This is a genomic window from Hydrogenovibrio sp. SC-1, from assembly GCF_002848135.1.
Lineage (GTDB): Bacteria > Pseudomonadota > Gammaproteobacteria > Thiomicrospirales > Thiomicrospiraceae > Hydrogenovibrio.
In genome coordinates, this window is record NZ_PKGB01000001.1 from 166,931 (window position 1) to 179,910 (window position 12,980).

General features: G+C 38.2%; 14 protein-coding genes and 1 tRNA gene. 14 read left to right on the plus strand and 1 reads right to left on the minus strand.

Annotated elements, in window-relative coordinates; translation table 11 throughout:
* The first annotated feature begins 2 nt into the window (after positions 1–2).
* From CYQ88_RS00740 to CYQ88_RS00750, 3 genes are all read left to right on the plus strand, one after another.
* Positions 3–1,730, plus strand: coding sequence for an SLC13 family permease (locus CYQ88_RS00740; RefSeq protein WP_101839386.1), 1,728 nt, complete (start codon positions 3–5; stop codon positions 1,728–1,730).
* Between the two features lie 30 nt (positions 1,731–1,760).
* The gene (cysC, locus tag CYQ88_RS00745; protein ID WP_101839388.1) at positions 1,761–2,363 is read left to right on the plus strand and encodes an adenylyl-sulfate kinase; all 603 of its coding nucleotides are present in this window, start codon (positions 1,761–1,763) and stop codon (positions 2,361–2,363) included.
* Positions 2,364–2,767: 404 nt separating this feature from the next.
* Positions 2,768–2,843: transfer RNA gene (locus tag CYQ88_RS00750), tRNA-Asn, on the plus strand.
* A gap of 262 nt (positions 2,844–3,105) precedes the next feature.
* Here CYQ88_RS00750 and cysQ read toward each other — a convergent pair.
* Positions 3,106–3,927 carry a 3'(2'),5'-bisphosphate nucleotidase CysQ gene (cysQ, locus tag CYQ88_RS00755; protein ID WP_101839390.1) on the minus strand — a complete coding sequence of 274 codons (822 nt, stop codon included), beginning with the start codon at positions 3,925–3,927 and terminating at the stop codon, positions 3,106–3,108.
* Positions 3,928–4,152: 225 nt separating this feature from the next.
* Here cysQ and CYQ88_RS00760 point away from each other — a divergent pair, with 225 nt between their 5' ends.
* The 11 genes from CYQ88_RS00760 to CYQ88_RS00810 all read left to right on the plus strand — a co-directional run bounded on the left by CYQ88_RS00760 (position 4,153) and on the right by CYQ88_RS00810 (position 12,975).
* Positions 4,153–4,458, plus strand: coding sequence for a MarR family EPS-associated transcriptional regulator (locus CYQ88_RS00760; protein WP_101839393.1), 306 nt, complete (start codon positions 4,153–4,155; stop codon positions 4,456–4,458).
* Between the two features lie 535 nt (positions 4,459–4,993).
* Positions 4,994–5,572: an SIS domain-containing protein gene (locus CYQ88_RS00765; protein ID WP_199170133.1), complete on the plus strand. Its 579-nt coding sequence runs from the start codon at positions 4,994–4,996 to the stop codon at positions 5,570–5,572.
* Positions 5,565–6,572 carry a Gfo/Idh/MocA family protein gene (locus CYQ88_RS00770; RefSeq protein WP_101839394.1) on the plus strand — a complete coding sequence of 336 codons (1,008 nt, stop codon included), beginning with the start codon at positions 5,565–5,567 and terminating at the stop codon, positions 6,570–6,572. The genes CYQ88_RS00765 and CYQ88_RS00770 overlap by 8 nt, the downstream gene beginning before the upstream one ends.
* Positions 6,562–7,491 (plus strand): phosphoglycerate dehydrogenase, encoded by a 930-nt coding sequence (locus CYQ88_RS00775; protein WP_101839395.1) that lies wholly within the window; start codon positions 6,562–6,564, stop codon positions 7,489–7,491. Before CYQ88_RS00770 ends, CYQ88_RS00775 begins: the two co-directional genes overlap by 11 nt.
* Positions 7,492–7,497: 6 nt before the next feature.
* Entirely contained in the window at positions 7,498–8,247 is a 750-nt protein-coding gene (locus tag CYQ88_RS00780) for an SDR family NAD(P)-dependent oxidoreductase (RefSeq protein WP_101839396.1), read from the plus strand.
* Positions 8,240–9,307, plus strand: coding sequence for a 3-dehydroquinate synthase (locus CYQ88_RS00785; RefSeq protein WP_158235985.1), 1,068 nt, complete (start codon positions 8,240–8,242; stop codon positions 9,305–9,307). The genes CYQ88_RS00780 and CYQ88_RS00785 overlap by 8 nt, the downstream gene beginning before the upstream one ends.
* 20 nt (positions 9,308–9,327) lie before the next feature.
* On the plus strand, positions 9,328–10,020 hold the full coding sequence (pgl, locus tag CYQ88_RS00790) for a 6-phosphogluconolactonase (RefSeq protein ID WP_101839398.1): 693 nt from the start codon (positions 9,328–9,330) through the stop codon (positions 10,018–10,020).
* Between the two features lie 7 nt (positions 10,021–10,027).
* Positions 10,028–11,164 (plus strand): dTDP-glucose 4,6-dehydratase, encoded by a 1,137-nt coding sequence (gene rfbB, locus CYQ88_RS00795; protein ID WP_101839400.1) that lies wholly within the window; start codon positions 10,028–10,030, stop codon positions 11,162–11,164.
* Between the two features lie 2 nt (positions 11,165–11,166).
* Positions 11,167–12,039, plus strand: coding sequence for a glucose-1-phosphate thymidylyltransferase RfbA (gene rfbA, locus CYQ88_RS00800; protein WP_101839401.1), 873 nt, complete (start codon positions 11,167–11,169; stop codon positions 12,037–12,039).
* Positions 12,036–12,434: an FdtA/QdtA family cupin domain-containing protein gene (locus CYQ88_RS00805; protein ID WP_101839403.1), complete on the plus strand. Its 399-nt coding sequence runs from the start codon at positions 12,036–12,038 to the stop codon at positions 12,432–12,434. Before rfbA ends, CYQ88_RS00805 begins: the two co-directional genes overlap by 4 nt.
* On the plus strand, positions 12,421–12,975 hold the full coding sequence (locus CYQ88_RS00810) for an acyltransferase (protein WP_101839404.1): 555 nt from the start codon (positions 12,421–12,423) through the stop codon (positions 12,973–12,975). Before CYQ88_RS00805 ends, CYQ88_RS00810 begins: the two co-directional genes overlap by 14 nt.
* The last annotated feature ends 5 nt before the right edge of the window (positions 12,976–12,980 follow it).

Consider the following 12,980-nt stretch of genomic DNA (forward strand, 5'->3'; position numbering starts at 1 on the left):
CGATGTTAACGGGTGCCATTTTTGTTTCCATTCTACTGTTGCTAGGAGGGTTGGTTTGGGGTCGTATTCAGGCCTTTAAATTGTTTTTGGCGTTATTATTAATTTATTATGTTTTTGGTTTAATTTCACTTGAATCAATGTTGGCTAATTATGTCAATACGGGGTTGGTCACGCTGGTTTTTTTACTTCTGGTCAGTAGTGTTCTTGAGAAAACTCGGCTGTTTGAGTCTCTTTCTTGTTGGTTGGTAGGCAGAACGCAACGTCAATCGCTTGTGCGAATGAGTGGGGTTGTCGGGATTGGGTCTGCTTTCCTCAATAATACAGCAATGGTGGCTGCTTTTATGGCTCTGTTAGGGCGTTCAAAAACGATCGCACCTTCTAAGCTACTAATGCCCTTGTCTTACTTTGCTATTCTTGGCGGTACGCTCACTTTGGTAGGTACCTCGACACATTTAATTGTGGATAGTTTTGTGGTTCAAGCGGGTCTGCCAAATTTACAGTTATTTGATTTTTTTTCAGTGGGTGTTTTTTTATTGCTGTTTGGTGGTATCACTTTGATTGTTCTGGGGGGGAAGTTGCTGCCTGATCTTCAAGTCACAAAGTCGCAAGTCGGTGATTATATGATTGAGGCTAAGTTGGAGGCTGGCTCGGATTTAATCAATTTGAGTGTTGAGCAAGCAGGCCTAAGACATCTTCATGATCTTTATTTGGCACAAGTGGTTTCGAGTGGCACAGTGATAACTCCAGTTTCACCTGCCTATGTGTTGCAAAGTGGAGATCGATTATTATTCGCGGGGGATATTAAATCGGCATCAAAATTATTGTTGTTTAACGGTTTAACCTTTTCTGGTGGAGCCTCAACCAAGGAGCAGCATTTCGTAGAAGTGGTGTTATCTCACCAATCTTCTATGATTGGTCAAACCCTTAAAAGTGCGCAATTTCGTAATAAATTTGATGCGGCCGTGGTTGCTATTCGTCGTGGCAATGAACAATTAAATGGTCGGCTAGCTGAAATGATATTACAACCTGGAGATGTGTTGGTTTTGCTGACAGGTGTAGATTTTATAAAGCGTGAAAACTTGGATAAAAATTTCTACTTTTACACCGCATTAGAATCACAGAATCCATTGTCGTTAAAGCAAAGTGTTGTGGCGGTCTCCGCATTTGGTGGCGTGATAGCGCTTTCAGCTTTAGATTTTTTACCTTTGTTAAAAGGGTTGATGTTGCTACTGGTGATGTATTTAGTATTCGGGTTGACACATGTCAATGAACTTCGTCGGCGTATGCCATTTGAGCTGGTGATGATCATCGGATCTGCGCTGGGTATTGCAGAAGTGATGATGCAGTTCGGCGTAGCAGATATGATTGCAAGTACCATCATGCTGTGGAGCGGTGCTTGGGGTATCTATGGTAGTTTTATTGGTATTTATTTGTTAACCGTAGTGATGACTGAATCCGTTACCAATAATGCAGCCGCGGCTATTAGTTTTCCAATCGCTTTGGTCACGGCACAAACATTAGATGTCAGTCCTTGGCCTTTTATAATGGCGGTCGCTTATGGTGCCAGTGCCAGCTTTTTAACACCATATGGATACCAAACTAATTTAATGGTCTATTCGCTGGGTGGCTATCGATTTATTGATTACTTAAAAATGGGACTACCTGTTTCGTTAGTTTATGGCATGACCGTGATTACCCTAGTCCCACTATTTTTTCCTTTTAATAACTGAGGCTAAAGCCCTACGACCTTAGGATTTGTTATGAATAACCCTTCTTCAAATATTGTTTGGCATCAACATTTTGTAACGCAACAAGATCGAGCCAAACAAAAGCATCAGACCCCTTGTATTATCTGGTTTACGGGTTTGAGCGGCAGTGGCAAATCGACTTTAGCAAACCAATTGGAGCGTACGCTTTTTGATTCGGGTAAACATTGCTATTTATTAGATGGAGACAATGTACGTCATCGACTCAATAAAGATTTAGGCTTTGGCGAGGCTGATCGTATTGAAAATATCCGACGTGTAGGGGAGGTAGCCAATTTAATGTGTGATGCGGGTTTAATCGTTATTACTGCCTTTATTTCTCCTTTTCAAGCTGATCGTGAACTGGTGCGAAACATGGCAAGGCCAGGCCATTTTTTAGAAGTTTTTATCGATACCCCGCTCGAAGTTTGTGAGCAAAGAGATCCCAAAGGACTCTATCAAAAAGCCCGTGCCGGGGAAATTGCCAATTTTACAGGTATCGACTCACCCTACGAGACGCCAAGAGCGCCGGACATCCATATTCACAATCATGACGTCTCAATTGAAATTGTTACCCTGCAATTGGTGGATGCACTAACCGAAAAAGGCATACTGTAATCTGTTTCTGAAAGTGATCAGGTAGTGTCGATTTGAACTGATTTATGCCATTCTAGAAATGCACTGAAAATGTGATTTTATGGAGGTTTTGACGATTTTTTTTACATGTCTGCAATTCATTCGGCTTTATTTAATTTGTCTGGGGTTCGTTTGTCAGAAACGATTCTCACAAATTTGTCACAGACTCAAAAAAAAGGGATTCTGTGACCAGAGTCTGGTATTTACATTTTGAATGAAAACCAGACGCTTTTAATATCAAGTAATTAGCAGTAGTAAAGGAAAGAGATGTCCTTAAGGCTGATAGAATGGGGCGTTAGCTAATAAAAATTTATTTAAAAAGGGGTTGCAAAGTTTTGTAAGCTGTCTATAATACGCCCATTCAAACGCAATGTTTGACCAACTATTCCCCAATAGTTCAGTTGGTAGAACACCGGACTGTTAATCCGTATGTCGCTGGTTCGAGTCCAGCTTGGGGAGCCACATTCTAAAGCCTGATGTTTCAAGTACTTACGTGTTTTGAAGTCAGGCTTTTTTATTGCCCAAAATAACCCTTGTGGGGAAAATTGTGTCATGGCCGCTTGTAGAGTGGTTTACATGGCGTTTTAGTTACTTATGAGTAAAATCGATTCGCTTTTAAGGGGTCTTGATTTGCGGCAGGATTGACTGATGAAGTGGCAGGCTAAATAAGGTGAGGTTTTGGTAACAGGAGTGTAAAACCTCGTCCTTTGCGTTGGAGTGAGTGTTATTTCACTACAAACCAGTCATTCAACAAGTTTTCTTTGTTATATAAGTGCGGTTCATAGCCATGTTCAAAGGTAAACTTTTGTAGGCTAAAGCCGGCTTCATTGACAATGGCGTGAGCTGCGCCTGTATCCCATTCCATTGTAGGCCCAAGTCTTGGGTAAATGTCCGCTTTACCTTCTGCAACTAAGCATAGCTTTAGTGAGCTGCCAATCGACTCTAATGTAATTTTATGCCCTTGTTTAGCCAAGTCATCAATAAACTGTTCCGTTTCCTTGGATAAGTGTGATTTACTAGCTACTATCTTTAATTCGCCAGGCTTGCGCTCGCTAGCGATGGGTAAGGTGTGGGTAACTATGTTGCTGTTAATCCTTTCTGATTTGAAGGCACCATCGCCTTGCTTGGCATAATACAGCTGCCCTAAAGCGGGGGTGTAAACTACGCCTAATACCGGTGTATTATTGTGAATCAGGGCAATATTGACGGTAAACTCATCATTCCTTTTCACAAATTCTTTAGTACCATCTAATGGATCAACTAACCAAAAGGTTGTCCAGCTTTTCCGTTCTTCGTAAGGAATATCACGACCTTCTTCAGATAGGATGGGGATATTGACACCCAAAGTATCCGATATTTTTTTCAAACCTGCTTCAATAACTTGGTTTGATTTTTGGTCAGCTTCGGTAAGAGGAGATTCGTCCGCTTTAAAAGCCACTTGAAAATCTTGTACATAAACGGTCATTATGACCTCTCCAGCCTCTTTGGCAATTGAAATAATGTCGGTAATATCGATTTGATCTAATAATAGTGGTATTGATGACATAATAGATTCCATCAGGCAGGGAAGTTGTAGGTAAGGTTTTGATTAAGGATAGCACATTGCGAGTGTTTTTGGGTTGCCAATATTATCTTGAGCGCTATAAGGGTGGCATATGTTGTGGAGGAGAGAGAAATTAATATGAAAATTTCCGGAAAATCACTTTTAATTACTAGTGGCATCAGATAAAATCTTTAATTTCAAAATTTGAACAAAGTCCAGTTTAAAAAAATGACTCCAGAAAACCAATTACAAGTCCTGCGATATTTAGATTTCGAACCAAATCAACGTACTTTGGCTCAGAAACTTGGCTTTAGTTTGGGTAAAACGAACTACGTATTGAAGTGTTTAATGGAAAAAGGGTTGGTTAAAGCTGAGCGTTTTGCTCAAAATTCAAATAAATTAGGTTACCGATATGTGTTGACCCCTAAAGGTTTAAAAGAGCGTATCCAGCTTACTGAACAGTTTATTTGTCGCAAACGTCAAGAATATGATGAATTATCTTCTGAATTGCAGAAGTTAAAAGCTTTTGAATGATAAGGTTAAAGGTAGAAAAAAAGATTTTGGAGTAAAGGTTTGATGTTAAAGCCTTAATTGCAGTTGTTGCTGAATTTACCCTGTGGTCACTTTGTTATGTTTTGTAGATAAACCCGATTGTGATGGTAGCTTCGTATTTCTTTTTGTTGAGAGTGGGTAAATTATTTTCTCGGTATTATCTGAAGAGCGGAGGCTAGGGTAGATTGCCTTCAAGTTTAGTAGTGAAAGTATCGTTAATGTTAACTAATCTTGATTGTAAAATATGGGTGACAGCCAAAGGTAATGTTTAAAAATAGCGCCTGTAAAACAGTCATATTGATTTCATGCTGCTTGCTTTTATCATAAAAGTATGTCGGTTAGTGGCTGTCAGAGGCTAGTCTGGGGTAGAGAAAATGGATGTGTTATTTTGAAGTGAAGAGGTTGCCTAGTAGAGTAGGTTTTTACACAAAGTTTTAATAAGTTGTTAATTTAATATTGGTTCTGGTGTGGGCTGGTTAAGGTTCGGCAAGGTCTTTAATTGTGGAGTGATTACATAGTGAATGCAAAAGAATTTACCCCTCTTTATATAGAGAAACTGAAGTTGTTGTTAGATAGTGTGGATGCGAGTATTATTCAAGATATTATTGAGTCGCTAGAATTAACTGTCAAGAAAAAGTCTAGAGTATATATTCTTGGTAATGGAGGTAGTTCTGCAACGGCCTCTCATATGGTTAACGACTTAGGTGCCGGCTTGCGTCGAAGAGAAATTATGAACTTCGATGTAACTAGTTTGGGTGATAATTCTCCAGTAGTTACAGCAATTGCTAATGATATTGGTTATGAAAATGTATTTTATATGCAAATGAACGGGTTAGTTTCTAAAGACGATCTCGTAATAGCTATTTCATGTAGTGGTGATTCGCCCAATATCGTCAAAGCTGTTGGTTATGCAAAAGAAATTGGGTGTAAGGTCGTTGGTATAACGGGGTTTGAAGGTGGTTATCTTAAAGAAGTTGCCGATATTAAATTTCATGTAGATGCCCCTAAGGGCGAGTATGGGTTGGTTGAAGATGTACATATGATCCTAGATCATATTATTTACTCATATTACATTAATCGAGGTTCTAATGCTTAGAGTCGGTATTGCAGGGTATGGAAAGCTTGGTAAGGTTAGAGAAATTCATGTTAATAACGTTGATTTCGCAGAGGTTGTAGCGATATATGACATTGATCCTCCTGAATTACAGGGAGGGGTTGTTGTTTGTAACAGTTATGATGAGTTGTTGGATCAAAAATTAGATGCTGTATTTATTTGTGCTTACAATGATGTGCTTTCTGATTTTACAGTAAAAGCATTGGGACGGGGTGTTCATGTGTTTTGTGAGAAGCCTCCTGCGAGAAGTACTGCAGAGCTTCTCGCAGTTATTGAAGCGGAAAGTGCATCAGGGTTGATATTAAAGTATGGTTTTAATCATCGTTACCATTATTCTGTGATGGAAGCTAAAAAGTTAATAGACTCGGGGGATATGGGGCGTTTATTGTGGCTGCGTGGTGTCTACGGGAAGGCTGGCAGTATCGACTACCATCAAAATTGGCGAAATTTTAGAAACTTATCGGGCGGGGGGATATTGATTGATCAAGGTATTCATATGCTTGATTTAATGATGTATTTTTCGGGTGGAACTTTTGAAAAAATTAATAGTTTTGTCACGACCGCTTTTTGGGATGTAGAGGCTGAAGATAATGCTTTTGCAATTATGCAAAATAAAGACCGTGTTACAGCAATGCTACATTCTTCCGCTACTCAGTGGAAACATAAATTTTTATTAGAAATGTGTTTCGAAGAAGGCTATATAAACCTGGATGGGATCCTATCAGGAACTAGGAGTTATGCGCCAGAAACGCTCGTGGTTGGTAGAAGGGAGTTTGAGGATGTAACCCATGCGATGGGTAAGCCTAAAGAAACTACTACATGGTTTGAATATGATCGCTCTTGGGAGTATGAGGTGCAAGAGTTTCTTAATGCAATTCAAGGTAGAGGTGAAATTGAAAACGGTACAAGCTCTGATGCATTTAATGCCTTGAAGTTGGTTGAAGATATTTATGAGTGTTCGGGGTTTTACAATGACAAGTAAGGTGGTTGGTGTAACGGCGGTGGCGTTTTCCAGAGATCAAGAGAGAATTGAGTATCTAAGGGAAAGTTTTGATGGTGATGTAGTAATTAACGAAAAACAGGTTCGTTTTACGCCAGAAGAGTTAATCCCTTTTTTGCAACACTGTGATTATGCGATTATCGGTTTGGATAAAATTACCGATGATGTTTTGTCTCAATGCCCACAATTGAAGGTGATATCTAAGTATGGTGTGGGTTTGGATAATATCGATTTCAAGGCCTGTGCGAAACATGGTGTAAAAGTTGTGTATCCGAAAGGAGTGAATAAAAGATCAGTTTCTGAAGAGGTTTTAGGCGCATCACTATCCTTGCTAAGAAACCTGTATGTTACTTCAAATCTTCTTAAAAAAGGGGAGTGGCTTGTTCAAGGAGGTAGACAGTTAACGAATACCACCTTTGGCATTATCGGTGTGGGTCATATTGGAAAAGATTTGATTGAAGTTCTGAAGCCATTTAATTGTGAACTTTTGGTTAACGATATTATTGAACAAGATGCCTATTATGCTTCTGTAGGTGCCAAGGCTGTTTCGAAAGAAGAAATATTTCAAAAGTGTGATGTTATTTCTATTCATACACCGCTTGATGAACAAACAAAACACATGGTAAATACCGAAACATTAGCGATGATGAAGAGTAATGCAATAATTATTAACGCGGCTAGAGGTGGGATTGTTGATGAGAATGCTCTAAAGCGAGCTCTATTGGATAATAAAATAGCCGGAGCAGCATTGGACGTATATGAAGTTGAGCCTGCAGAAGATAAAGCGTTGTTAGAAATTCCTAACCTAATGTGCATGCCACATATTGGTGGCAACGCCAAGGAAGCCGTCGTCGCTATGGGAATGGCAGCAATCACGAATTTGATTAATGCTATTGAGTGAGATCTGATGTTAATAAGTTTTAGAGATCAAAAAGTTCTGGTAACTGGTGGAAGTCGTGGAATAGGTAAACAAATTGCGTTACTTTTTATTGAGTCAGGATGTAATCAAATTGTCGTTACTGGGCAGTCAAAATCAATACCTGATTGGATAACAAGTTTCCAAAAAAAATCAATTGAAATTCAATATCATTCTATGGATTTAGCCACAACAGGATGGGAAGACAGTTTTCGAAAACTTGTTGATGAATATGATGGTTTTGATGTTTGTGTAAATAATGCTGGAATTAACTCGATTCATCACTTATCAGAATTTCCTGTTGATAAAATTCAAGAAATATTGAAGGTGAACCTACAGTCGCCAATAATAATTAGTGGTATCGTCTCTAAAAAAATGGAGAAGAAGCAGTATGGTCGTATCGTAAATATAGCTTCTATCTTTGGAGTGGTATCAAAAGAAAAACGAAGTGCCTATACAGCAAGTAAATCAGGATTGATTGGTGTAACAAAGACGATGGCTCTGGATTTGGCTTCCAGCAAGGTTTTGGTGAATGCTGTTTCACCAGGTTTTATTGAGACAGAGCTAACTGAAAGAGTTTTGGGTGAAGAAGGTATTGCTGAGATGAAGCAAAGAATACCTTTGAATCGACTCGGTAAACCGCAGGAAATAGCAAATTATGTATTGTTTTTAGCAAGTGATAAAAACACATATATGACTGGTCAAAATATAACCGTAGATGGAGGGTTTGTCTGTGAATGAGCTAAAGATTTTTTCAGATTCCGCAACTTATGATTTATTCTTTAGTTCAAATTGGGATGAGATTAGAACTGATATTGATAGGTGTGCAGCTGTAATTATTGACGATAAGGTGTTTGGTTTGTATGGAGAAATTCTCAATATACAAGATAAAAAAATAATTAAAATAAAGGTGTCTGAAGATATTAAAACACCTCAAACTGCATTAGATATTTGTGAAGAAATGGTTTTGGCAGGAGTTACTCGTGATGCTTTTATTGTTGCCATTGGTGGAGGGGTTGTTCAGGATTTGGTAACGTTTGCTGCAAGTATTTACATGAGAGGTATTGATTGGGTGTTGTACCCAACAACGCTGCTATCGCAAGCAGATAGTTGTATAGGTGGAAAAAGCTCAATTAATTTTAAATCTTGGAAAAATATTCTTGGAAATTTTTATACCCCAAAAAGAATATATATTCAGAGCCAGTTTCTAGAAACCTTAACTGATGATGATATTCGTTCAGGAATTGGTGAGATATTAAAGGTCTTTATGCTTTCTGGCCAGGAATCATTAGAACGTTTAATTGAACAAATGAATTGTTATCAAAATGATTCAAGAGTTCTTGAGTCCCTGATTTTCGAATCTCTAAAGTTAAAAAATAACATTCTTGAGGTGGATGCGCTCGATAACGGCTTGAGATTGAAAATGAATTATGGTCACTCTTTCGGTCACGCTTTAGAAGCTGCTACACATTTTGGTATTCCTCATGGTATAGCCGTAACAATAGGTTTAGATGTGGCAAATTATTTTGCCTTAAAGCAAGGGCTAATTGAACATCATTTATTTGATCGATTACATTCTACTTTAACTTTAAATCTTATAGATTCCGACTTTGTAGATTTTAATTTTAACGAATTTATTAGGGCTCTTGAGAAGGATAAGAAAAATAAACAAGGTTTTTATGGCTTAATAGTTCCTGTTTCACAAGGGGAAGTAGAGCTTAAGTTTTTTGAGATGAACCAAATAAATAACAGTATGATTCGTGAATATTTTACTAAATATTATTCGGCGAATGTTGAGTAGTAGTAAGGTTAAGTGTCGTTATGAATGTACAGTTTAATGAGATTAATGAAGAAATATTCTTCAAAACTGTTTCCACATGTTTAATTGAAGAGATAAATCGTGCAATTCAAGAAAATGGGCTGTGCAGGTTTGTCTTGAGTGGTGGTCGGACGCCGTTAGGCATTTTTGACCAATTTGTTGAAAACGAAAATAAACTTGATTGGTCAAAAGTTGATATTTATTGGCTGGACGAACGTTGTGTAAGTCAAGATTCACCCGAGAGCAATTTTGGTGTGGCTAAACGTCACTTGATCGATCGTCTTAGGAAAAAACCAAAGTATTATCCTATGTATACAAGTGGGGAGTATTCTCAAGCTGCCTTAGAGTATGAAGAGCTGATTCGTAGGAATATATCAAAAAATAATGAAATCCCGGTTTTTGATATCGCATTAATTGGTATTGGATCTGATGGGCATTTCGCTTCCATCTTTCCAGAAGGTAATGTTTTAGCTGAAAAATACAAATTGATTAAACATGAGTACGTCGAAAAATTGGGCTCAAATAGAATTTCAATGACATTACCCTTGATTAATAAGTTCAAGCACGGTGTTGTTGTTTCACGAGGTAAAGATAAGTCATGGGTCGTAGAATCATGCAAATCCAAAGAGAACATGTCTTTGCCAATAAGTCGAGTTAATATAGAAAATGGTACTTTGACTTGGTTTATATGTTGAAAGGAATATGCTTTTGAATAATGGTAATACCATACTGGTCACAGGAGGTGCTGGATTTATTGGTTCAGCAGTCATCCGATACCTCATTAATGAGACCGATTTCACTGTAGTGAACGTTGATAAATTAACTTATGCAGGAAATAAAGAGTCACTTACTTCTATTGAGTTAAGTAATCGTTACTATTTTGAAAGACTCGATATTTGTGATGCTTTAGAACTTCGACGTGTTTTTAATCAATATAAGCCAGATATTATTATGCATTTGGCTGCAGAATCGCATGTTGATCGATCAATTGATGGGCCTGGTGATTTTATTCAAACGAATATTGTGGGCACATATACTTTACTGGAACAAGCAAGAGCTTACTGGTCAGAGTTAGATTGTGATAAAAAAAGAAAGTTTCGCTTTCACCATATTTCAACTGATGAAGTGTATGGTGATTTACCTCATCCTAATGAGATTAGAAATAAACAAATATATGATCAGGTCTTACCTCTGTTTACTGAAAAAACAGCGTATGCGCCAAGCTCTCCGTATAGCGCCAGTAAAGCGAGCTCAGATCATTTAGTAAGGGCTTGGCACAGAACTTATGGAGTGCCCACTCTTGTTACGAATTGCTCTAATAATTACGGTCCATATCATTTTCCAGAAAAATTAATTCCACTAGTGATTTTAAATGCAATCGAAGGGAAGCCTCTTCCTGTTTATGGAAAGGGTGATCAAATTCGTGATTGGCTTTATGTTGAAGATCATGCCAGAGCTTTAGTGTTGGTTGCAACTAAGGGAAAAACTGGGCAAACCTATAATATAGGTGGACATAATGAGAAACAAAACATCGAAGTAGTCAAAGTTATTTGTAATATACTTGATGAATTAATTCCTCCATTTGATCTAGGTTTACGAACTAAAGATGGCGGGCAGCTCACTACATACAATTCACTGATTACATTCGTAAGTGATAGGCCTGGTCATGATATGCGTTATGCTATTGATGCTAGTAAAATACAAAGAGAGCTTGGCTGGACCCCACAAGAAACATTTGAAAGTGGTATTCGAAAAACTGTACAGTGGTATTTGGATAACCTAGCATGGTGTAAACATGTGCAGGATGGCAGTTATCAAAGAGAAAGACTAGGAAATTAATGATGAAAGGCATTATCTTAGCCGGAGGCTCCGGTACACGGCTTTATCCCATTACACGGGGCGTATCTAAACAGTTGTTACCAATTTATGATAAACCAATGGTTTACTATCCGTTAAGTGTGTTGATGCTTGCAGGCATTCAGGATGTTTTGATAATTACCACGTCAGAAGATCAAGCTGGCTTTATTCGTATGCTTGGCGATGGTAGAGATTTTGGTGTTAATATCAGCTACGCAGTTCAGCCTGCACCTAATGGTTTGGCAGAAGCATTTATTCTTGGTGAAGAATTTATCGGTAATGAAAGTGTATGTTTGGTTCTAGGTGATAATATTTTCTGGGGGCAGGGTTTTAGTCCTGTTCTCAAGAGAGCAGTAGGACGGCAAGTAGGGGCTACTGTCTTTGGTTATCAAGTCAAAGATCCTGAACGTTTTGGTGTTGTGGAGTTTGATAAAGATAAAAAGGCCATTAGTATTGAAGAAAAGCCTAAAAAACCAAAATCAAATTATGCTGTAACTGGCTTGTATTTTTTTGATAATGACGTGATTGAGATGGCTAAACAAGTTCAACCCTCTATTCGAGGAGAATTAGAAATTACCTCTATCAACCAAATGTACATGGAGCGTGGTGATTTAAATGTAGAATTGCTTGGTCGAGGTTTTGCTTGGCTTGACACGGGTACTCATGAGAGTCTATTAGAAGCTGCTATGTTTGTTGAAACTATCGAGAAACGTCAAGGTTATAAGGTCGCCTGCCTTGAAGAAATTGCATGGCGTAATGGTTGGTTAAGCAGTGATGATGTGCTAGTAGCCGCTAAAGTCCTATCTAAGAATGGTTATGGGCAATACTTAGCCGATATGGTCGGTGGCGAGTTATGATTGCCTATGAGCATCAGGTTTTAGGAGATCACCGAGGGAAGCTAGTGGCTATCGAATCGAATCGTCAAGTTCCATTTGAAATAAAGCGAGTATTTTACATTTATGGAACACAACAAGATACGCCACGAGGAAACCATTCACATTATAAAACCAAGCAATATTTAATTGCCGTAAATGGAAAGTGTAAAGTCACTTTGAATGATGGCCGGCAGGAAATTACCTATGATTTAGATGCACCCAACAAGGGAGTATTTCAAGATGCTTTAATATGGGGGACGATGCATGACTTTTCAAGCGATTGTGTGCTCCTTGTCTTGGCAGATAATTTTTATGAATCATCAGATTATATTACCAATTACCAAGAGTTCCTGAGTATCGTCAATGGCAAATTTTAAAATTCACACGCTTGCTGATGTACAAACCGATAGGATTGGAGAAAATACGACTATTTGGCAGTTTAGTGTGGTATTAAAAGGCGCTATAATAGGCGCTAATTGTAATATTAATGCATTAACCCTAATTGAAAATGATGTGGTTCTAGGTGATAATGTTACAGTAAAATCAGGTGTCCAAATTTGGGATGGTTTACGTATTGGTAACAATGTCTTTATTGGTCCCAATGTCACTTTTACTAACGATTTCACTCCAAGATCAAAGCATCAGCCAACGGAATTTTTGAAAACAACTCTTGAGCATCATGCCTCAGTTGGAGCTAACGCAACTATTATCGGTGGGCTTGTTATTGGTGCTTACGCCATGGTTGGTGCCGGTAGCGTGGTTACTAAAAATGTACCTCCATACGCTTTGGTGTATGGTAATCCAGCCAAACAGTATGGTTATGTTTGTGACTGTGGTTCTAAGCTTCAGAATTTTATATGTCCAAATTGTAATAATCATTTTCGCATGGTAGATAATGTTTTAAATAAAATACAGTAGGTATT

Coding starts and splice junctions, on each gene's coding strand:
- CYQ88_RS00740 (WP_101839386.1), top strand. CDS start 3: ATGTTAACGGGTGCCATTTTTGTTTCCATTCTACTGTTGCTAGGAGGG.
- cysC (WP_101839388.1), top strand. CDS start 1,761: ATGAATAACCCTTCTTCAAATATTGTTTGGCATCAACATTTTGTAACG.
- cysQ (WP_101839390.1), bottom strand. CDS start 3,927: ATGTCATCAATACCACTATTATTAGATCAAATCGATATTACCGACATT.
- CYQ88_RS00760 (WP_101839393.1), top strand. CDS start 4,153: ATGACTCCAGAAAACCAATTACAAGTCCTGCGATATTTAGATTTCGAA.
- CYQ88_RS00770 (WP_101839394.1), top strand. CDS start 5,565: ATGCTTAGAGTCGGTATTGCAGGGTATGGAAAGCTTGGTAAGGTTAGA.
- CYQ88_RS00775 (WP_101839395.1), top strand. CDS start 6,562: ATGACAAGTAAGGTGGTTGGTGTAACGGCGGTGGCGTTTTCCAGAGAT.
- CYQ88_RS00780 (WP_101839396.1), top strand. CDS start 7,498: ATGTTAATAAGTTTTAGAGATCAAAAAGTTCTGGTAACTGGTGGAAGT.
- pgl (WP_101839398.1), top strand. CDS start 9,328: ATGAATGTACAGTTTAATGAGATTAATGAAGAAATATTCTTCAAAACT.
- rfbB (WP_101839400.1), top strand. CDS start 10,028: ATGCTTTTGAATAATGGTAATACCATACTGGTCACAGGAGGTGCTGGA.
- rfbA (WP_101839401.1), top strand. CDS start 11,167: ATGAAAGGCATTATCTTAGCCGGAGGCTCCGGTACACGGCTTTATCCC.
- CYQ88_RS00805 (WP_101839403.1), top strand. CDS start 12,036: ATGATTGCCTATGAGCATCAGGTTTTAGGAGATCACCGAGGGAAGCTA.
- CYQ88_RS00810 (WP_101839404.1), top strand. CDS start 12,421: ATGGCAAATTTTAAAATTCACACGCTTGCTGATGTACAAACCGATAGG.